Annotated in this window: 19 protein-coding genes and 2 pseudogenes; 4 read left to right on the top strand and 17 right to left on the bottom strand. The window is 41.0% G+C overall.

Translation table 11 applies throughout. The features are described from left to right. Window position 1 precedes the first annotated feature (1 nt). Window positions 2–1099: a GerAB/ArcD/ProY family transporter gene (locus ACWA2B_RS09775; protein WP_165146704.1), complete on the top strand. Its 1098-nt coding sequence runs from the start codon at window positions 2–4 to the stop codon at window positions 1097–1099. Window positions 1100–1993: 894 nt separating this feature from the next. Here ACWA2B_RS09775 and ACWA2B_RS09780 read toward each other — a convergent pair. Further along, window positions 1994–2737 carry a BclA C-terminal domain-containing protein gene (locus ACWA2B_RS09780; RefSeq protein ID WP_340955641.1) on the bottom strand — a complete coding sequence of 248 codons (744 nt, stop codon included), beginning with the start codon at window positions 2735–2737 and terminating at the stop codon, window positions 1994–1996. Between the two features lie 239 nt (window positions 2738–2976). Between ACWA2B_RS09780 and ACWA2B_RS09785 the strand changes: the two genes are divergently transcribed. Further along, the gene (locus tag ACWA2B_RS09785; protein WP_029517855.1) at window positions 2977–3411 is read left to right on the top strand and encodes a hypothetical protein; all 435 of its coding nucleotides are present in this window, start codon (window positions 2977–2979) and stop codon (window positions 3409–3411) included. 715 nt (window positions 3412–4126) lie between these two features. On the opposite strand, the gene ACWA2B_RS09790 is transcribed toward ACWA2B_RS09785, so the two are convergent. From ACWA2B_RS09790 to ACWA2B_RS09835, 10 genes are all read right to left on the bottom strand, one after another. Then, window positions 4127–5205 (bottom strand): IS3 family transposase gene (locus ACWA2B_RS09790; RefSeq protein WP_152526729.1). Its coding sequence is split into 2 segments (ribosomal slippage): window positions 4127–5004 and window positions 5004–5205, totalling 1080 coding nucleotides; the frame shifts between segments, so codons are not numbered across the junction. Between the two features lie 415 nt (window positions 5206–5620). Next, a complete protein-coding gene (locus ACWA2B_RS09795) occupies window positions 5621–6019 on the bottom strand; it encodes a YmaF family protein (RefSeq protein WP_449291979.1) in 399 nt (132 codons plus the stop codon). A gap of 1254 nt (window positions 6020–7273) precedes the next feature. Continuing rightward, on the bottom strand, window positions 7274–7687 hold the full coding sequence (locus ACWA2B_RS09800) for a nuclear transport factor 2 family protein (protein WP_449291980.1): 414 nt from the start codon (window positions 7685–7687) through the stop codon (window positions 7274–7276). A 305-nt stretch (window positions 7688–7992) separates the two neighbouring features. Next, on the bottom strand, window positions 7993–8253 hold the full coding sequence (locus ACWA2B_RS09805) for a hypothetical protein (protein ID WP_340932382.1): 261 nt from the start codon (window positions 8251–8253) through the stop codon (window positions 7993–7995). A gap of 78 nt (window positions 8254–8331) precedes the next feature. Beyond that, on the bottom strand, window positions 8332–8670 hold the full coding sequence (locus tag ACWA2B_RS09810) for a phage terminase small subunit-related protein (RefSeq protein WP_449291981.1): 339 nt from the start codon (window positions 8668–8670) through the stop codon (window positions 8332–8334). A gap of 259 nt (window positions 8671–8929) precedes the next feature. Then, a complete protein-coding gene (locus ACWA2B_RS09815) occupies window positions 8930–9085 on the bottom strand; it encodes a hypothetical protein (protein WP_245231628.1) in 156 nt (51 codons plus the stop codon). 179 nt (window positions 9086–9264) lie between these two features. After that, the gene (locus ACWA2B_RS09820; protein ID WP_318627212.1) at window positions 9265–9519 is read right to left on the bottom strand and encodes a hypothetical protein; all 255 of its coding nucleotides are present in this window, start codon (window positions 9517–9519) and stop codon (window positions 9265–9267) included. 286 nt (window positions 9520–9805) lie between these two features. Next, window positions 9806–10399, bottom strand: coding sequence for a chloramphenicol phosphotransferase CPT family protein (locus tag ACWA2B_RS09825; RefSeq protein ID WP_449292240.1), 594 nt, complete (start codon window positions 10397–10399; stop codon window positions 9806–9808). A gap of 336 nt (window positions 10400–10735) precedes the next feature. Continuing rightward, window positions 10736–11341, bottom strand: a complete 606-nt coding sequence (locus ACWA2B_RS09830; RefSeq protein WP_069010607.1) for a hypothetical protein — start codon at window positions 11339–11341, stop codon at window positions 10736–10738. Between the two features lie 206 nt (window positions 11342–11547). Beyond that, window positions 11548–11703, bottom strand: coding sequence for a hypothetical protein (locus tag ACWA2B_RS09835; RefSeq protein ID WP_449291982.1), 156 nt, complete (start codon window positions 11701–11703; stop codon window positions 11548–11550). Between the two features lie 350 nt (window positions 11704–12053). Between ACWA2B_RS09835 and ACWA2B_RS09840 the strand changes: the two genes are divergently transcribed. Both ACWA2B_RS09840 and ACWA2B_RS09845 read left to right on the top strand, forming a co-directional pair. After that, window positions 12054–12524 carry a tyrosine-type recombinase/integrase gene (locus ACWA2B_RS09840; protein WP_318627208.1) on the top strand — a complete coding sequence of 157 codons (471 nt, stop codon included), beginning with the start codon at window positions 12054–12056 and terminating at the stop codon, window positions 12522–12524. Next, window positions 12476–12880, top strand: coding sequence for a hypothetical protein (locus ACWA2B_RS09845; protein ID WP_449291983.1), 405 nt, complete (start codon window positions 12476–12478; stop codon window positions 12878–12880). Before ACWA2B_RS09840 ends, ACWA2B_RS09845 begins: the two co-directional genes overlap by 49 nt. Window positions 12881–13128: 248 nt before the next feature. Here ACWA2B_RS09845 and glnA read toward each other — a convergent pair whose 3' ends face one another. The 6 genes and pseudogenes from glnA to ACWA2B_RS09875 form a co-directional block, all read right to left on the bottom strand. Further along, window positions 13129–14457, bottom strand: a complete 1329-nt coding sequence (gene glnA, locus ACWA2B_RS09850) for a type I glutamate--ammonia ligase (protein WP_013310575.1) — start codon at window positions 14455–14457, stop codon at window positions 13129–13131. Between the two features lie 116 nt (window positions 14458–14573). Continuing rightward, on the bottom strand, window positions 14574–14987 hold the full coding sequence (locus ACWA2B_RS09855; RefSeq protein WP_007430683.1) for a MerR family transcriptional regulator: 414 nt from the start codon (window positions 14985–14987) through the stop codon (window positions 14574–14576). Between the two features lie 83 nt (window positions 14988–15070). Further along, window positions 15071–16324: a methionine gamma-lyase family protein gene (locus ACWA2B_RS09860; RefSeq protein WP_449291984.1), complete on the bottom strand. Its 1254-nt coding sequence runs from the start codon at window positions 16322–16324 to the stop codon at window positions 15071–15073. A 111-nt stretch (window positions 16325–16435) separates the two neighbouring features. Further along, window positions 16436–17722 (bottom strand): GTPase HflX, encoded by a 1287-nt coding sequence (hflX, locus tag ACWA2B_RS09865; protein ID WP_449291985.1) that lies wholly within the window; start codon window positions 17720–17722, stop codon window positions 16436–16438. A 113-nt stretch (window positions 17723–17835) separates the two neighbouring features. Then, window positions 17836–18258, bottom strand: a pseudogene (locus ACWA2B_RS09870) (AAA family ATPase); the annotation flags it as partial. Between the two features lie 496 nt (window positions 18259–18754). Then, window positions 18755–19900, bottom strand: a pseudogene (locus ACWA2B_RS09875) (recombinase family protein); the annotation flags it as partial. Between the last annotated feature and the right edge of the window lie 21 nt (window positions 19901–19921).

Consider the following 19921-nt stretch of genomic DNA (forward strand, 5'->3'; position numbering starts at 1 on the left):
TATGAATAAAACCGTCACCAGGGTATCCGGGTTAGCTATCGCTTTTTCCTTGTTTCAGGTTGGCAGTACAACCTTATTCCTCTTGGGAGCTACAGCCAAGCAGGATGCATGGCTAGCCATGCTGATCGGCGCACTTGTAGGCTTCGTCTTGCTAATCATGTATTTATACATGCATAAACTTGATCCACATCGAGATTTGTACGAGCTCCTATGCCGTTATTGGGGAAAATGGATAGGTAGTCTGGGTGGTCTTCTGTTCATCAGTTACTTTGCTTATGAAGCTTCCAGGAGTGTCAGGGACATTGGTGAGCTCGGCGCATTGACATTACTTAACAGAACTCCTACCGAAGTTATTACGTTTATAGCGTTAATTGTCTGTGCCGATGTAGTGTGGTTTGGACCGAGGGTCTGGTTCCTTCTATGTCATATCTTCCTTCTTCTATTGGTTTTTGGTTATGGCATTTTATTATTGCTTACTCCTTTTACAGGACTCATTCACTTTGAATTTTTATTTCCTGTATTGGAGAATGGTCTAACTCCCGTAGTGAAGGCTGCCATTCCCGAGATCGTGTCTTTTCCCTTCGGGCAGACGGTTCTTTTTCTTGTGCTGTTCAAGATTGTTACGGATAAACGTAAATTACAGCGGTCAATCGTCATTGTTTACTGGATCACTGCTGTGTTCCTCATTGTAATGAATGAACTAACAATCCTGGTTTTAGGTCCGGAATGGGCAGCATCAAGCACCTATCCCTTATTTGAGGTTACACAACTAATTCAGCTACCGAAGATCGTTGAGAGAGCTGATGTCCTGTTTTCGATGATTCTATTTATTGGAATCGGAATCAAAACGGCTGGTTTTATGTTTGGTGCCGTCATTGGGCTTCAAACGATAACCCCCTTTAGATATAAGCCTGCTTTACTGTTGCTAAGTATCATCATATACGCCCTTACGTTTCTCTCCTCTAGGTTAACCGAATTTTTGTGGTTCGGTCTTCATGTAGCCTTGGTTCGAGTTTGGCCTATCTTTCAGATTGCTCTGCCTGTCCTCCTTTTCCTGACCATGCTAATTCGGAAGAAAAAGAGAAGGACTTATAGTTAGCTATAGCCTTCTCAACACTGTCTAATTTCTTCTTTGTCTTAGCCACATTGGATTCTCTAATGACTAATGTTGAAGAACTTACTGATGTTTTCGACAATTTGTCAGCAATCTTTAGCTTCATGATTCGATTGCCTTTGCTGTTTTACTATGCTGTGCCTTTACGCTTACCACTATGGCATTTTCAGAAAGAGAATTTCCATTTACCTTGAAGGTGTCTTGGTTTATCTCACCAATGGGCCATATCCCCTAGAGCCCCAAGGGGTTTCACTATTTAGTAAAGTACAGATATTGATCACGTTCCCACTGGTGAACTTGTGTGCGATACAGATACAAGTAGCTCCGGCAAATCTCCATTAGTGTGATTCAGGTCAATTATTTACGCCCGCTGATGCTTTTTTGACAGCCAGTTAAAAATGCCTCACTGATTGGAGTTACTTGGAACTGTTCGCCCTACCAATGTCCATCTTTGACGCTAACCGATGCCGGATGGACTACATTCGCAAACTACTATAAATACAGAATAACGTCTGACTTATCCAGATTTACTATTGATTTTCGAGCGAATAAACTTCTTTTTTTAATGTCACAACAAAAAGAAGGTAGGAAAAGTTCCCCAACCTTCTTAGCATTCATATTTCAATGTTTGAATAATATCATTGTTTTTTACAATGTTACTGCGTATTTACCATTTTAACTTTAAAGATAGGCTTTGGAGTAGTGATAGTGTTTAATGGATCTTATTCCTGCCACTACGTCCTCTTGCCATGCTACACAATCCCTCCCCCATAAATACGTCTGCTTACTATAAGTGAATTAGACAAACTGACGATATGAAATCGTACAGTCTTTTCTAAAGCGGCTACATATAATGTTCTATATATCATTAAAAATGGCTTAAACGGTCAACTTTAATATAGTAAGAGTAGTATTGGTAAAGTTATGAAGTTGGGCTGGGGTTGCATTTGCATTTACCAATTGAATAGTTGTAGGAACGACCCCTACAGTAATAATGACTTCTGCCGAAATTGGTCCGCCACCGTTACCCGTGAAGGGAACAGGAGTAACAGGGATTCCATTTACGGTAAGGTTAAAGGCAGCATCACCTTGGTTATGAATTGTAAAATCTATTAGATAGCTTCCCGTTTCGTTGATTGTTATCGTTGTAGATGGAGGAGTGAAAGTAAATGCACCACCAACATTAGCCAGAACTCCAGTAAAGGTAATTGGTGAGTTACCCGGAACTGTGTCCGTTCCCGTACCAGGATCTGCTCGGAAGACACTTAAGAAGTCTGATATCCCGCCGCCTGCTGGCCCTGCTGCCCCCGTTGCTCCTGCGGGTCCTACCGCTCCTGCCGGTCCCACTGGTCCTGCTGGCCCCACTGCTCCTGCTGGCCCTACTGCTCCTGCGGGTCCTGTTGGTCCGGGAATTCCTTGAAAACCTTGTAGCCCTTGCTGGCCTTGAGCACCTGGAACTCCCTGTGGACCCGGCAGTCCCTGCGCTCCCTGCGGTCCCTGAGGTCCTTGAGGTCCTCGGATCCCTTTAACAATAACTTTCGGTAAAACTTTGACTTTTTTAACTACACATCTTCTAAATTTTCTCCGATGCATTTTCTTTTGCCAATAATAATGTCTAAACATAATTAATGATCACCTCCAAAGTCTAGTCAAAGTAGCTTATTGTGCAATTAACCAAAAAGATTGGGCTGTTGACTTGATCTTGGGAAAATAGGCATAGGTCTGACCCTATCGTGTTAGATTATTACTGCTTATCCTTCTAAAGCTTAATAGCCCTACTATCAACCGATCCAGCCCCTGCACAGTATGTATCTTTCTATTTCCAGCTTGCAAAATCTTTACCCAAAAAAGGAGATGAGATAATGACTAGATTGTTAGATGCTCGAACATCTCAAAACGCAAGTTACGGTAATACGATCTCAATCTCCATGCCAGCCAATACTCCTGTTGCCATCGCAGAGCTTGGCTTAGACGTGACGGGCGCTGGGGAAAATATGCGTGTACAATTATCAGGGATTGCTGAGCTTTCATTTCCCACTACTCCACCTTTTGACTCCGTTATTGCTATTTCTATTGTTAGAGGCACTCTCGACTCTCCTGTTGCATACGCCCTTTACTCTGTTAGTGTCTCCGAAGCAAACCCAAACGCTGTACAGGTCGTTACCATTAATGCATCCGATTACAATGTCCCTCTACCACCATCAAATGAATTGGTGTATACCTTATATTTATTTTGCACAGCGGATGCCACCCGAATAGGAATAGAAAGTTTTAATGCGGTTGCCTATTCAGATTAAAATTACACCATCATATGGAGGGCAAAGCCCTCTTTTTTTTCCATCTGTCCTTGAGGGACGACACTTTCCATCTGTCGTTCTTTTTTTTGGTATAGTTTACTTAAGGAGTTGATCAAATGGGATTCATGCTTATTTTTATTGCGATTATTTTTTTCTCACTTGGTATTTTGAGTAAATGAAACCCCACTTGAGGATGGCGTGCAAACGAAGCCTGGAAGATCAAAGGTGACTCAGAACCAAGCGACGCTTACATTGACGGCATGAAATTTAGAGGCTCTGTATCTATACTCTTTGGGTCCTTCTTTTAAGTATGTGGACTTTTGGTTATCTTCCTATAAGTTCCACTACTTGTTACCAATCACCAAAATACCATATCGAAACGGAATTTGCTGTTTGGCTGATGCTCCTCAAATATCATTTAGCATATTTTCAAAACAGAAATCTGTCTCTCATCCAAAGCTTCCAGTAATCGATTTTCCTTAATCTTCTGAGACCGACCTGCCGCTGTAGTAAGCTGTAGTAAGTAGTAAAGATCATTTTTCTCGCATAGTATTTAGTCATCAAACCAGCCATCCTATAAGGAAGAACAATGTAAAACTCGACTCGTCACTCTTGAGAGTGAGTGGTTTAGAAGTGCCAGTATACCCGGGTGTAATGACTTGTTTTCTTTCTAAGTCTTCAAGGCATCCAACACATATGGATTGTCAACACTAAACTAGACAATTTTTTTGTGGTGTCTCTGCTTGAACTCAGCTGGACTCAAGTAATCCAGAGAACCGTGAATCCGAATATGGTTAAACCAGTGTACATAGCCATGTAATTCTGTGGTTAGCTCAGCAAGACTTTCAAAATGACGTTTCTTCACAAATTCCGTTTTGAAAATTTTAAAAGTAGCTTCCGCAACGGCATTGTCATAGGGACAGCACTTCATGCTCAAAGAACGCTCAATCTGAAAAGCCTTTAGCGCATCGTCGATGAGCTTATTCTTGAATTCATTGCCTCGGTCGGTATGGAAGAGTTGAATGTCATTCAGGTTGCCCTTAATTGAAGCCAAAGCACGGTAAACCAGCTTGGCCTCCTTGTGAGGGCCTGCACTGTAGCCAATAATCTCGCGGTTAAACAGAACTACAAAGAAGCATACGTAGTTCCAATATGAACCCACTCGGACGTACGTCAGATCGCTTACGACGACAGACAACGCTTGCTCTTGTTCAAATTTCCGGTCCAGTACATTCGCTTGCTTGGCTTCATTGCATCTCGTGGGATGAGGCTTGTACTGAGCAACCGTATACGAGGAAACCACCCCGTATTCCTTCATGATTCGTCCAATACTCCGCCTGAATACCGTAGAGCCTTGCTGGTGTAACGCTTTTTTGATCTTACGCGTACCGTAGTTTTGACGGCTGCTTTGAAAAATGTCCATAATCAGGGAGGGAAGCTCACCCTCCGATGTCACTTCTACTTTGTTTTCTTCATAATAATAGGTGCTTCTCGGGAGTTTTAGGACGTCGCACATTGCTGATACCGAGTATTTATGTTTATTCTGGCGAATGACATTTACTTTCGTCCCATGATCAGCGCGGCTTGCTTTAATATGTCATTCTCCATGAGCAGTTGCTTGTTCTGTTTTCGAAGTTCGAGCAGTTCTAATTCCTCTGGAATCCGGTTGTCTTTCTCTTTGAAGGATCCAGATGTGGAACTCTGTTTCACCCATTTATCCAACGATGAAGGATTCAAATCATATTCTTGAATGATATCCTTTCGTGCTTTGCCACTTTGATAGAGCTGAACCATCTACGCTTTAAATTCAGCGCTAAAGGTACGTCTTTCTTTTTTAGTCATGATCCGTTTGCTCCTTCTAGGTTGGTCTGTAGTCTACTATATTAGACCACAATTTTTCTGTCTAGAAGAGTGTAGCCGATCCATCCCATCCAAATTGCTTTCTAAGCGTCAGCACCTTGGAACAAGAAAAGACGAGCCAGTAGTAGCTCGTCATTGTTACTACTGATTTTAAATTGTTTGGCCAATTACACTGTACTCATAAAGTCGAATCTTCAGTAACCTGTGGCTGAGTCCTTTAAGCATTACAACCCCCAAGTATCATAAGCAGTATAAATAGTACGAGAATAACCCCGACACTGGTAAACATGCCGCCATAACCAACTCCATCAGTCCCACTATTTGTATGGGGATGAGTTTTTCAAATTGATTAATATCGGTAGTCTTTCTCATCTCCAGTATTTCCACTGTACCTATGGGCGTGAGTAATTCTACCATTTACTGTTGTATACCCTTCAAAATGATGGTAATGCCCACCACCTGTCAAGTGAATGGCTGGTCCTGTAGTACCTCTAATTAGATGCGTATGTTGATCGTTAAATGATGTTTCTGCATAATAATTATGAACATGCGGAACACCACTTGGAGCTGGTTCTGTTACTCCAGCGTAATGGTGGTAGTGTCCTACATCAAGTGATGTATTCCCACTAAAAGGATGTACGTGAACATTAACTGGTCTACCGTCCCACGAACTAATAAAAAGCTTATGCGAATGGTTAGATTCGGAATCACGGGAATGAACAACAAAACCTGTTATTGGTATTTCCATCAGTAGCCACCTCTCTTTATCAACTGCCATATACTATGAAAGAGGTAGTGTAAATGTTCAAAAGGCTATTTGAGTTGAGTTGGTTTCCACTATTCGGGTAGCAGGATAACAGGCTGTCAGAGCGTGTGTATGCCCTCTCTCTGCTCTTTGCTGTACTCTTTCCGGTATTCGTCCGGATAACGGAAAAAGTGCCTAGAACAACTCACATATTGGCGTATAAGAGCAAAAGAAAAAGCACCTCAATGGGTGCTTAACATTCTACCACGATGGTCGATGACCACATAAGGAACCAGCAGGTCCGACCTCGTCAATGTTTTGTGTATTATTTGATAAAGAAACGAACTTCCCATCAATAATTCTTACATAAGTCATATCTCCATAGTCTGGTTGTGTTTTATCTGTCTGCGGAGACACATACGTAATAAAGACGTTACAAAGACGGTGTCCATTACTCATCCTCATATCAACGGCTTGATTTAGGTAATTTTTAACCTGATTTGGATTTATAATATGCTGTTGTGGCGGTCTACCTGCTGGGTAATACTGTATTCCCCCGTGGGTATAATACATTTTTGTCACACTCCTCAGAAAGTTTTTACTTCCTGATAGCCTATGCATAGAAGTGTAACGTTGTGTAAGGCAAGATATTTTAGATGGGATTAATTCATTCTTTCACACAAGCTGTACGGGAACAAAACTGCTTAACCCCATCCCACTTCCCCCATACACAACCTTTTCATTTTTTTGGCTTTTTTGGTGGTCCTTTCATGTATAGCAAAATTCCTTTCTTCTGCTTCTTCTTCAAACCAAAAATCCTTTCAAGGCAATAAAAGAAGCCACCCAAATGAGTGACTTGTATCTGCCTATGTATTTAGAGCACCAAATGAACCGAGGCGCTTATTTAAAACCCGAAAAAAGAAACAGCGATAGGTTCTATTCCCGCAAGCGGGATGCAAAACGCTACGCTGTTGCATAAAAGCATTTGTACTTAGTAACAAACAAGACCATTTTACTGATATTAGAAAATGGCCGTCAAAGAACTAAGACCGGACAATACCGGAAAATGGGCAATTAAACCATTATAAGCTGGCTTTTGCTCACTTTCTCGATATTAGTCTTAGACTGCCGCTGTTATCATTCTATTAACGTTCTTCGTTAGCGTAGCGCATACTTGACCAAATTCGATATGTTACCGGCCAATAACCTACGTTTTCGTATGATTACTCAGCATAGTGATGTGTAGGTGCACTAACATCAACAGTCTCTTAAATCAAAAGCTTCTTCTAGTGCGGCAGTATCTTCGAAGATTTGAAAAAACATTATCTTCTCCTGTTCTACTTCGCAAATAATTGCCCAATCACTCTCGAACACTTTCCCGGTTACATTGACCTTGATGCGGAAATTCCCCCATGCACACGCTGCTTCCTTATTACCGATGAGTTTGTGAAGGACAAAACTCTCTATTTGTTCTGCTTCTTCTAATAAGTTTAAATAATTTCTAACACCTTCTTTTCCATGAAATGTGCCGTATAAAGGAATTTTATTAGAAGGCTCTTTTTTAAGAATAATAAATTTCGCTTCATCATGAACCAATTCGATCACTTTATCAATCTGTCTGCTTCCTAATGCTTGAAAATAATTTGTTAGCACCTGTTGAGCACTTTGCATTTCTACTAATCTCCCTTCGAATAGGCGGAATAAACTTTGCACAATCCAATAATAACATATTTTATCTACCATCCTGCCCGTTGGCTTAACGCCGCAGCTGCCAGTCTAGAACTATATTTTCACGGTCTAACACTTTATTTCCATCAAACACTCGTCCCAGACAATTCTCTCACCCAGTTTATCCTCATCACCGGACTTCATAGTTTCCCAGCACGTATTACAAAAGGATGCGCCCATTGTTGTGTTCTCCCGGTTCGGATTAGGGTCATTGCAAAGCATACATTTTCCTGTTTTCGGACTCTTTTTCACAATACCTCTCCCATCGATGGAAAAATAGAAGACACGCTGCGGAATTGAACCGCGCAAGGGTTCTGACCAGGCTGTTTCATGTTTCCGCTGGTTAACTGGTTCCTTGCCGCCTGCGCGTGCCATAAAACCCCGGAATAACGGTCCCATGAAAATTGAAATTCATGTTCTTCTTTAATTGCTACTTGCTCAAGCTTCTTCTCTTTCCTAGTGCCTTTATTGTGTATTTCATATTCGACTTTTTTAAGTTCTTTAATCATTTCCCCCTTTATCCTCAACAAACATAATTCGTTGTGCCCATACGATGGCTTGGAATTGGGTTGTTATGTTGTACCAGATCATTTCAACTGGGTCCATTTCTTGAACTGCGTCCATGATTTCAAGAAACTCAGGATTCTGAGGCATAAATTTACGGAAGAATCCATGTGTGACTGCTTTGTCGTTCCCAGGAGGGCCACCACTTCCGCCCTTATTCCCTTTTGCATTCCTATTACCTGTTTGCCCCCGCGTTTTCTTTTTTCGGGAAGCTCGCTCCACTTGTCCAGTGCCTTCCATTTGCGGATGCTGGAATCGCTCACACCCAGCTTTAACGCTATATCCTTAAGTTTCATTTCACGTCCGCTATCCAACCACATTTTCAGCGCCTTTTTCCGGTTTGGATTTCGTTCTCTGCTCACTTAATTTTCACCACCACCAAAGTATTCGAGTTGGTTTTAACGCGGAGGCCTAAAAATAAATCTAGCGCTCCACTTGCATTTATTCGTGATGTTGTTCTAACTACTAGAAAACTAGCACTTGTTAAACTAAATAATGTAAAACTAATTCACTATACTATATATTCTCGGTAACTCATAAAACACGTAGATTGCTTGGTGCTATTTGTTTTGTTGTCCTTTTCCCATTTTGAATTCACGGTTACCCTATTGTAGAGAATTGCTACAACTCAAAATCCTTCAAAACATCGTCTAAAGTGTCCTGAAGGATACCTACATAACGTAATGTCACCTTCTGTTCAGTGTGATTGAACAGATCCATTAGTAACGCTATATCCTTCGTTTCGTTATAAAAATAGTACCCGAATGTCTTTCTCATAGATTTAGTTTTGAATGCGCCCTAACCCTCCGTCATGCGCTTGCCACTGCCGCCCTTATTGATGGGGTATTATGACTCTCTTTACGGCTGTCTCGAATTAGTTGTAGTTAGTTTCGATGTGGGCGAGGCATGTATCACGGTCTTGCGTCTATTCCGCCACCACGTTTAAATCTTAACGATTACAGAAGTTGATCAGCTAGTGTTTTAAGGCCACTTGGTACAGCAATTTGTTTGCCATCATGTTCATTTCCGTTTACATAAGCTGTGTCTTTGTCTACATAGTAAACTACACCTTCACCGCCGATAATCGGGAAGCCACTTTCGTCGTAATCCAGATTTGAACCCATATACTTGCCATACTTAACTGCTTCATCTTCCAACGGATGGAGATGGAGAATTTTTTCCTTGTCCAAGTAAGCGTAACTATGTGCCATGTTTATTGCCTCCTAGAATGGATTTTATTTGTTCCTGAATAGAGTGTAAATCCTTTCTACTCCGTACCTACTACGGATATACATAGTTCTTACTATCAGAAGAAAATAAAGTAGTAGACTGAGCCTAGAAATTGAAACAGCGACAGCAAAGGACGAAAAAAAAGTCCTAGACTGTCGCTGTTCCATTGAACTAACGTTCCTCGTTAGCTTAATCCCTAAATCCCTCGGGCAGACCGAGGGGCGTAGCCCAATGTTTGAATATGGTGTTATCTGGTGAATACGCCATCTAGGAAACACTAACATTTCTTTTACTTAATTTCTTAAAAATCGAGTATTCCTTATTGGACTTAATAAAACTTATTATCTTTTCGGCACATTCTATTGGATTCATCTCTTCAGTATTTACTTCGAGGTCATATTCACCAAAGCAATATATTTTGCTAAACTGTGAAGCTACTAGTCCAATCTGTCTATCTCCTCTTTTTTGCTCTCTTTTTATGAGTTCTTCTTCCGAGCATATGACACCTATAAATAACGTAGGCTGATCGAAAAATTGATCAAGAAACTCATTAAATCTCTTGTCATTGTCGATTATGGTATCTGCTATTACATTAAAACCCAATTCTAATAACAGTTTAATTGTCGAATGGTACACTGAAAATATGGAATCATCAAGGATTTGTGAGACAACTTGATGATCTATTTCTTTTGGAGGATCATCTGGAAATTTATTATTAATAAAATCATAGTAATTATTAAAAAAATCATCAATTGATAAATGATAAAAAAGGATCTCTTTCTGATTTATGAGTTCAGTCGATATGGAGGTCTTTCCAGAACTTGAAGTTCCATTTAGAAAAACTAATATCCCTTGCTTCAATTTAATCATCCCTTCAAAAAATAATTATTTCGTATCTTTCAGATAACGTTATATTCACAAAGTTCATTAAATTATCCAACTCAGAAAATATTCGAGAAACGATTGAGCTATCCTGTCAGTTAGTTCAATAAAAAGAACGCTCGCGCGCCTTCGCTTGGGCTAAGTCCTCCTCATTTATATTCCATTTCCAATCACCTATTAAAGAACGTACGCGGGTAGCATGTAGTGCTTAAACAGGGGACTTATCTTAACCTAAGCACTAAGAAAATACTTTATTTTTCAGTCTAGACTTTAGACATCAACAATAAAGACCGCAAAGGCTTAAGCCCTTACGGTCTAATTTACTTCTGGCATTCTAAGTCCAATTTCTCCTTCCTTATTACGGCCCCGTCCATAGTCGATGATCACAAAATCCAATGTTCGGTTGACTTTAAGACTTTTCGCTAAATTTTCTATGGCCTTACGTCTTTTATCAGCGAATGTCGTAGCTGATATACCATGAATCCCTTTTTTATACTCTCTGCTCATATACTGTTGAGCTTTTAGATACTTCATCCCATCTAGGAACAAAAGTTTTGCAGCAAGCTTTTCATGCGCATCCCTAATGTTAGAGATTGCAAAACGGATATTGTTTGTAATGAGGAGATAAAACCTGTAATTTATGTGACGCTGATCCTTGAGCAAAACAGTATTTGCCGTCACGTCTGCCGTCAGTTCTTGACCTGTTACCCTTTTTGCTACAGAGCCTTCGGCTGAAAGCAAGTCATAAGCCGACATTCCGTTTTCAATTTGCTCTAATGAATGTTCATAGTTTTTGATTACATCAATTAAGTCAGTATATTTGTTTAGCAGCCACTTTGTTTTTCTTATATCTACTGCATCTATATCATCAAAGAAGATAACTGAAGTAACACTTAGTATAGAGGTATAAGCGTAATTCATGAGTCACGCTCTACTGAATCGCTTATATTCCGCTGCTCTTCTAGACTGTAGAAACATCTTGGAGGCGAGCTTTCAGCCTGGCTATCTCTGCATCCTTTTGTTGTATAAGGGATTCAGCCTCTTCCAATTTCTTATATACAGCGTCCCGATCTCGGAGAGCAGCCTCATGCCGTTCTGTTGCTTTGTCAGCTCGTCCTTCCTCATATTTAGCCCAGTTGTAATTGCCAATAGCTGTTTTCTTCCATTCTTGTATGCAATTCCTCAAGCTGTTCATACGTCAATTTTGGATACTGTTGTTGTTTATCTGTCATTGTTGTTCCTCCCAAATACGGTATCATAGAGTCTTCCCGGCTTTCTTTCATGGTTGTCCTGTATATATTTCCAAAGCTTGCTGCATCATGGGCAAAATTCAAGCCCGCCATAAATAACCATGCATTCCGTACACATTTGGTTATTGCATGTTTCATGTTTCATGTTTCATGTTGCATACCGATCATTCGTCCTTTTTCATCCTTAGCTGTTGTGAAGTAGTGGTCAATTATGAAATCACAAAGCTGTGTCGCCTTCGCTTTTTACAGAATGCACATGGATACTTCGGCATTTTAAATACTTCCGGCATGTCCTTGCCCCGTTCTATCCATTATAGGTATGGTTATTGGCGTCCAATGTGTATGATAATCCGGCCAGTCTGCATCCAATGGTGTACCGCAATATGGTGGTTCTTCAATCGGGAAGTTCCACCAAAGAACGTCTCCATAATACGTTGAATCTTCATGAGTACAACATTGAAAAGCACATAAAACCCCACTTCAAAAAAATCACATTACAAAAATTAAAGCCGCTCATGTATCAAAAATTCATAAATAAGCTTTCTAAGAGTAAAGGTAGAGGGGATAAAGTTTATAGCAGACGTATAGTAGAACTCATACATTCCACTATGCATGACGCGCTAGAAAAGGCTGTTACGCTCGGTAAACTGGATAAGAATCCGTGTGAAGGTGTGACTATCAGGGGGATTAAGAAATCAGATAAAGTAAAATTTATTGAGTCAGAGCACATTCCTGAATTTCTAGCAAATGCAAAAAAATACGGATATATTTATTGGTTTTTCTTTATGTTTATGTTAGAACAGGTATGCGAAAAGGAGAAGTTGGCACGTTACAGTGGCCAGACATTGATCTAAAAAATGGCTTGGCAACCGTTAGTAAAACTTTAGATTACGATCTCCCTGAGAATCCTGATGATTTATTTGGTGATACAAAGACATTCAACTCAAAAAGAACCTTAAAAATAAGTAACACCTTATTGGCTGCATTAAGACACCACCTAAATGTTCAAAATCAAAACAAGATCACTTTAGGCGAAATGTATAGGCATGATCTTAATCTAATTATGTGTCGTACAGATGGAAGTCCGATCCCGAAATCGTCTTTGTTCAATTCATTTTCTAGGATATTAAAACGAACGGCACTCCCCCCCCTTACCTATCCATTCTCTTCGACATACGCACGCAGTATTGCATTTAGAAGCTGGTGCTGATATGAAATATGGCAGGAACGCTTGGGACATGGTAGCATCCAAGTAACATCAGACATCTATGCTCATATTTCAAAAAAAATAGAATCGAATAACATGGGGAAATATGAGTCTTTTACTGAGAATTTATTTCGATAATAAAAAGTTTGGGGGCAATTTGGGGGCGCTTTATAATTCAACTTCATAATATCCATATACTACCCCCAAAGCAAAAATCCCTCAACGCTTAGAGCGCCAAGGGATTTCCCATTTTAGTAAAGCGTCAGATATTGATCACGTTCCCATTGATGAACTTGGGTTCGGTACATATCCCATTCAATTTCCTTAAGCTCATAGAAGTAGGCCAATGCATGGTCACCCAGTGCGTCAGAGATAACTTCGCTCCGAATAAGTTCAGACAAAGCTTCTTTCAAGTCTGCAGGCAGACTTGGAATGCCTTCTTCAATCCGCTCTTCTTCAGACATCACGTAAATGTTACGATCAATCGGAGCTGGCAGAGCCAACTGACGTTTGATACCATCCAAACCAGCTCTCAGCATCACTGCCAAGGCTAAATAAGGATTCGCCGCTGGGTCAGGGTTACGAACTTCGACGCGAGTACTCAGACCACGAGACGCGGGAATCCGAATCATTGGACTGCGATTGCTTGCAGACCAAGCCACATAACAAGGCGCTTCATAACCAGGTACGAGACGTTTGTAGGAATTTACTGTTGGATTCGTGATCGCTGCCATTGCACGTGCATGTTTCAGAATACCAGCCATATAGTGGCGGGCCGTCTGGCTTAATCCGAGTTCGTCCGTTTCATCATAAAATACGTTTTCATTGTCCTTAAACAACGATTGATTGCAGTGCATACCGGAGCCATTTACACCAAACAAAGGTTTTGGCATAAAGGTAGCATGCAAACCATGCTGACGAGCAATCGTCTTAACAACGAGCTTGAACGTTTGAATCTGGTCCGCAGCTTTAATCGCGTCTGCATATTTAAAGTCAATCTCATGCTGACCAGGTGCAACTTCATGATGGGATGCTTCAATTTCGAAGCCCATCTCTTCAAGCTTAAGTACAATTTCACGACGGCAGTTTTCACCCAGATCCATCGGAGCCAGGTCAAAATACCCGCCTTGGTCATTCAGTTCTGTAGTTGGCTCGCCTTTTTCATCCGTTTTGAACAAGAAGAATTCAGGCTCCGGTCCGACATTCATCGAAGTGTATCCCAGCTCTTCGGCTTCCTTAAGTACACGTTTCAAGATGCCCCGCGGGTCACCTGCAAACGGGACTCCATCCGGCTTGTAAATATCGCAGATCAAACGAGCTACACGATCCGAGGTTACCCAAGGGAATACAACCCAAGTGTCCAAATCCGGATATAAATACATATCAGATTCTTCAATACGCACATAACCTTCTATGGAAGATCCGTCAAACATCATTTTATTATCCAATGCTTTTTCCAGTTGACTAACCGGAATTTCAACGTTCTTAATAGTGCCCAGCAAATCTGTAAATTGCAAACGAATAAAACGAACATTTTCTTCTTTCGCAATCCGAAGGATATCTTCTCTGCTATAACTCACTCTAACCTCTCCCTTTCTGTAACGACTATATACGAATCCGTTGTTCTATAAATTACTTAAATGATGAGACCTGGTTTTAATGTAAGGCGACCTTATACCAAGAGTTAAGTCAAGCATTATCTCTTATTAAAGAACCGTGATAATTCGCCTTGGATCAGGGATACCTGTCCTGGTCTTTTGCCTGCAACAAGTTGTTGTTTCAGCAAGCGGTGAAGCTGAGTATCAGACATTTCACGGCGTTTGACTTCCGTATCTGCAGTAATAACCGTAGCTTCCTCCGATTCCTTGGTAACCGGATTCATGACTTGTTTAATTCCCGCAATGTTAACACCTTTCTCGATCAACGCCTTAATTTCAAGCAGACGCTCTACGTCATTAAAAGAAAAAAGACGTTGGTTTCCAGATGTACGGGCAGGAACTATCAAGTTGTGCTGTTCATAATAACGAATCTGACGTGCTGACAAGTCCGTTAGCTTCATGACAATACCTATTGGAAATAAGGCCATATTTCTGCGAATTTCGTCGCCCATTTGTCATCAACCTTCCAGTGATCTATTATACACCTTATTGTACATTTAGCTGATGCAAAGTGTCAATGACATGTTAGAAAAACTCACAATAATTTACGTTCTTTCATCGTTTGCAGAGCCATAAGCACTCCAAATTTAACATGAGAGTAGGTTAACCCCCCTTGCATGTAACCAATATAAGGCTCACGAATAGGAGCATCTGCGGATAGTTCCAAACTTCCCCCTTGTATGAACGTACCTGCAGCCATGATAACTGGATGCTCATAACCCGGCATATCCCACGGTTCCGGCACCACATGGCTATCCACGGCAGCCGCACGCTGAATGCCCTGTACAAAAGCAATTAGATGCTCTGGTCCACTAAAAGAAATAGCCTGAATCAAATCCGTACGCTCTTCATGCCAGGCAGGTTTGGTCTCAAATCCCATCTCTTCAAAGACCGCAGCTGCGAATACGCTCCCTTTAACCGCTTGCCCAACCAGTGTTGGAGCAAGGAATAGTCCCTGAAATATGCCTCGTGTAGTACCTAGCATGGCTCCTACTTCTCCACCAATTCCAGGTGCAGTTAATCGGTACGATGCCAGCTCTACAAACTTTTGTTTGCCGCAGATATATCCACCCGTTTCTGCAATGCCACCACCGGGATTTTTAATTAACGAACCTGCCATCAAATCGACACCGACTTGAGTAGGTTCCAGCTTCTCGGTAAATTCACCGTAGCAATTGTCAACAAAGACAATAACGTCAGGTTTTATTTCCTTCACACGTGCTGTCATTTCTTCAATATCTGCTACACTAAAGGAAGCTCTCCAATCATAACCGCGTGAGCGCTGAATACCGATTACTTTGGTATTGTCATGGATCGCAGCCTTCACTGCTTCCCAGTCCACTTTACCTTCCGCTGTCAGTGAGGTTTCTCCATAAGTAACGCCAAAATCCTGCAATGATCCTGTTCCGTCGCCGGGCTTACCAATCACTTTATGCAGGGTATCATAAGGCCTCCCAGTAATGTACAACAGTTCATCCCCTGGACGCAGCACACCAAATAAAGCAGTGGCAATTGTATGAGTACCCGAGGCAAAATGCGGACGCACCAACGCTGCCTCCGCACCGAACACTTCCGCATAGACTTCTTCCAGCACCTCACGTCCCCGGTCATTATAAGCATATCCCGTCGAACCCGCAAAGTGGAAATCGCTCACTTGCTTCCGCTGGAATGCCTGAATTACCTTCCACTGATTTGAATCTACAATATGATCTATGTGCTGAATACGTTCTTGTATTTTATATTCTGCCGTTTCCTGAATTTGCTGTATTTCTGGACTAAAAACTACCATTTACTTTCTTGACCCTCTCTCTTACGCAGCCTTAGGCTATTCATGTTATATTATTGTTCACTTTGAACGATGAGCATTATCATTTTATTGACCCAAAAACATCATTAGATGTTATCCTTCTGTGAACTCGCTGAGCGCATGACCATACTTTTCGTACTCGCCTCTTTGAATTTCAACTTCATAAATGACATCATTGCCATCATACTCTGTCAGTAGTACATCTCCAATTCGATAAAGCACCGATGTTAAATCTCCACGTTCCGCAGGAATGCGAAATCTCAGCGTATCACCACTCAGATGCTCTTGAATCAGTTCACGAATGCCCAGCAAATCCCCTTCATCAAAAGCGCTGATTTTCAAATAACCCTCCCCGGAAGGAAGCATTTCGAGTTGCTCAGGGGTACAGGCATCTTTTTTGTTAAATAATACGATCTGAGGCTTGTCCGCAGCCCCTAGCTGCTGCAAGATCGTCTCTACAACTTTCATCTGTTCGTCTCGCATATCCGAAGACGCGTCCACGACATGCAAAATGAGATGAGCCTCATTCGCCTCCTCCAAAGTAGCCCGGAAGGAAGCAACCAAATCATGAGGAAGATTTTGAATAAAACCGACCGTATCTGTAAGAATAACTTCTTTTCCACTCGGAAGTTCCATTGTTCTAGAGGTAGGATCCAGCGTCGCAAACAGTTGATTCTCAATATATACATCGGCTGCTGTCAGTTGCTTCAACAGCGTCGATTTGCCCGCATTGGTATAGCCAACGAGTGCCACCTGGACGATGCCAGCCTTTTGTCTACGCTCCCTGTGTAAGTACCGATGACGTGTCACTTCCTCCAGTTGGCGTTTCAGATCACTGATTCGGTCACGAATGTGACGACGATCCGTCTCCAGCTTGCTTTCACCAGGACCACGTGTTCCGATTCCGCCGCCAAGACGCGAGAGGTTTTTGCCATGTCCAGACAAACGGGGGAGTAAATATGACAACTGCGCCAGTTCAACCTGAATAATACCTTCCCGGGTTTTTGCACGTTGAGCAAAAATGTCCAGAATCAACTGTGTACGGTCAATAATTTTGAGATCCAGACTTTCTTCCAGATTCCGTACTTGGGCCCCCGAGAGCTCCTGATCAAAAATTGCTGTATTCGCTCCCAATTCTTCAGCAACTGCGCGCAATTCCTCTACTTTTCCTTTGCCGATAAACCATTTTGAGTCCTTGGCTTCCTTATTCTGTGTCAGAACGCTCAGTACTTCAACCCCCGCTGTCTCAGCCAGTTTCACCAGCTCATCCAACGAGTATTCCGTATTAATGCCAGATCGTTTGACTTCATCCGTAATCAGACTGACCAGCACCGCCTTGTCCTGCATTTCGGTTTGTGTATCATGAGTGGAGTTCGCCATATTGTTTGCTCCTTTATTTTCATGTCAACTCTCGAACAGAGACCGACCTGATGTTCAGGCCGGCCCCCGCTCGATGTCATACAATTCGATATGATTCAGATTCCTATTATCGCCTATCTTTTGTCCATTTTCAAATCCTCTGGACGCAGCGTCATCAATTCCTGTTTGCCAGGTTGCCCGCTCCGGTACTGATTGAGCAACCTGACAGCTTGGTGCCGAATCGCTTTTTCAATCACGTTACGAACATATCGTGCATTACTAAATGCATGAAGACTGTCATTACGCTCGTTTAGCAAATGCTCTTTCATTTTAATTATGGACTGAGGCATGAGAATATAATCCCGCTCCTTGGCCATCATCTCGGAAATTTGGATAAGCTGATCCACAGTATAATCAGGAAAATCCAACTGGATTGGAAAGCGAGAAGGAAGACCAGGATTTGTTCGTAGAAAAAAGTCCATTTCCCCCGAGTATCCAGCGAGAATCAAAATAAATTGATTTTTTTGATCTTCCATGGACTTGGCGACTGTTTGCATTTATATGTTTATTATCGGATTCTTTCTTCTCATAATCAACAAAGCCCAGATGTAAATAAACATTTATTTTATTGTCTTCAGTAAGTATAACTTTTTTCACAAACAGTCGCGTCACTTTTCTCTTAGTCTCCATATCTATATGGTCATTATCGAGCAAATATTTAAAAGATCGTAGTGATTTTTGTACCATTTCAATATGGTTTTGCTTATTAAACACAGTTGATAAGCTTTTTTCTATTACTTGTAATTCCTCTTTTATGTCTTGTACCTGCAAATCCACCGCTGATACCTTGTCCTCTAAATCCTTCATTGATTTGATTATTCCAGCCGCATACATCTCTGTATAACGTTCGCGAGACGCTTCTTTTTCCTGTAGGGACTTTTCTAATTTCTTTTTTTGTTTAAGCAATTCATCAGTGTTTGAGTTTTCTGATTGCTGTTTAATTATACGTTCAAAAAATTCTGTTGGTTCAGATATAATATTTTTAATGTACTCCCAAACAATCTTATCTACGTAATCAACTCTCCAATTACGTCCCCCACAGATCGGATTGGACTCTCCTGTTCCAACTTCCCATGATTTTTTCGTTTTATGTTGACAAACGTAATATTTCAGCAGCCCACTTTTAGTCTTCGTAGTCACACCCGACGATACTGCCGCGCCACATCTTCCACATCGACAAATACCTTGCAAAAGATAATCTTCTGTTGGTCTACCAGATTTGTTTTTGTTTAGTTCATCAAGTCTCTTTTGAATTTTATGATATGTCTCCATTGTAATGTATGCAGGTACAGGTATGCGTCTCCATTCTTCCCTTGGTTGTGGAACTTGCTTCTTTGTTCCATCGGCATTACGAATTACTTTAGATTTGCCAAAATAATAGTTTCCTGTATACGTTTCATTTTTAAATATTCTACTAATCGTAACTTGATACCATCTATCTTTTTTAGGGGCTGCTACGTTATGTAGAGATAATTCCTCAGCAATCCTAGAACAGCTATAATCATTATGTAGGAGCTTATCAACCATTTTTAGATAAATTTCTTTTTCTACGGGATTCTCGACTAGTGTGTCTAATTCTGTATCAAAAGTATATCCATAAATTCTATTTAAACCCGGTATAAGCCCATTTTTAACTTTTGTGATTCTTCCACGTTTTGTATCTGCTAATATTTTAGCCTTATTGTATTCAGCGATGGAACCCTGAATATTAAAGTTCAACATTGACTCTGGACTTGATTTATCAAATTCAAACTCCACGAACCAAAAGTCTTTCCCCATACTCCATATACGATTAGATAGTTGTGTTTGTAAATGCAAAAAACGACTCATTCTGTTTGGATGAAGGAATATCACGTGATCTCCAATACCATATTCGAGCAAAAATAAAGCGTAATTAATCATTGGGCGATTAGGATTATCTCCACTTTCACCATCTTCAACTAGAACCACTACTTCATCTTCTTTAATCCCTTTTTGTTTGGCTAAATCCATACATCTTTCAATCTGTGACTCGATTGAATAATTATCAACTTGTCCGTCAGTTGAAACACGAGCATAAATAAGAGCCTTGATCTTAGTGACCAAGGCTTCAAGCTCAGTTTTACTAAATTTTTCTGAACCAGTTAAAGTCCTGAGCATAAAGTTCCTCCTATTACTTAT

This window comes from Paenibacillus sp. CMM36 (assembly GCF_053570945.1).

What these genes read in the sequence shown, in the direction of transcription:
- ACWA2B_RS09775 (WP_165146704.1), top strand. Translation starts at nt 2, where the DNA reads ATGAATAAAACCGTCACCAGGGTATCCGGGTTAGCTATCGCTTTTTCC.
- ACWA2B_RS09780 (WP_340955641.1), bottom strand. Translation starts at nt 2,737, where the DNA reads ATGTTTAGACATTATTATTGGCAAAAGAAAATGCATCGGAGAAAATTT.
- ACWA2B_RS09785 (WP_029517855.1), top strand. Translation starts at nt 2,977, where the DNA reads ATGACTAGATTGTTAGATGCTCGAACATCTCAAAACGCAAGTTACGGT.
- ACWA2B_RS09795 (WP_449291979.1), bottom strand. Translation starts at nt 6,019, where the DNA reads ATGGAAATACCAATAACAGGTTTTGTTGTTCATTCCCGTGATTCCGAA.
- ACWA2B_RS09800 (WP_449291980.1), bottom strand. Translation starts at nt 7,687, where the DNA reads ATGCAAAGTGCTCAACAGGTGCTAACAAATTATTTTCAAGCATTAGGA.
- ACWA2B_RS09805 (WP_340932382.1), bottom strand. Translation starts at nt 8,253, where the DNA reads ATGATTAAAGAACTTAAAAAAGTCGAATATGAAATACACAATAAAGGC.
- ACWA2B_RS09815 (WP_245231628.1), bottom strand. Translation starts at nt 9,085, where the DNA reads ATGAGAAAGACATTCGGGTACTATTTTTATAACGAAACGAAGGATATA.
- ACWA2B_RS09820 (WP_318627212.1), bottom strand. Translation starts at nt 9,519, where the DNA reads ATGGCACATAGTTACGCTTACTTGGACAAGGAAAAAATTCTCCATCTC.
- ACWA2B_RS09830 (WP_069010607.1), bottom strand. Translation starts at nt 11,341, where the DNA reads ATGAATTACGCTTATACCTCTATACTAAGTGTTACTTCAGTTATCTTC.
- ACWA2B_RS09835 (WP_449291982.1), bottom strand. Translation starts at nt 11,703, where the DNA reads ATGAAAGAAAGCCGGGAAGACTCTATGATACCGTATTTGGGAGGAACA.
- ACWA2B_RS09840 (WP_318627208.1), top strand. Translation starts at nt 12,054, where the DNA reads ATGGTGGTTCTTCAATCGGGAAGTTCCACCAAAGAACGTCTCCATAAT.
- ACWA2B_RS09845 (WP_449291983.1), top strand. Translation starts at nt 12,476, where the DNA reads ATGCGAAAAGGAGAAGTTGGCACGTTACAGTGGCCAGACATTGATCTA.
- ACWA2B_RS09855 (WP_007430683.1), bottom strand. Translation starts at nt 14,987, where the DNA reads ATGGGCGACGAAATTCGCAGAAATATGGCCTTATTTCCAATAGGTATT.
- ACWA2B_RS09860 (WP_449291984.1), bottom strand. Translation starts at nt 16,324, where the DNA reads ATGGTAGTTTTTAGTCCAGAAATACAGCAAATTCAGGAAACGGCAGAA.
- hflX (WP_449291985.1), bottom strand. Translation starts at nt 17,722, where the DNA reads ATGGCGAACTCCACTCATGATACACAAACCGAAATGCAGGACAAGGCG.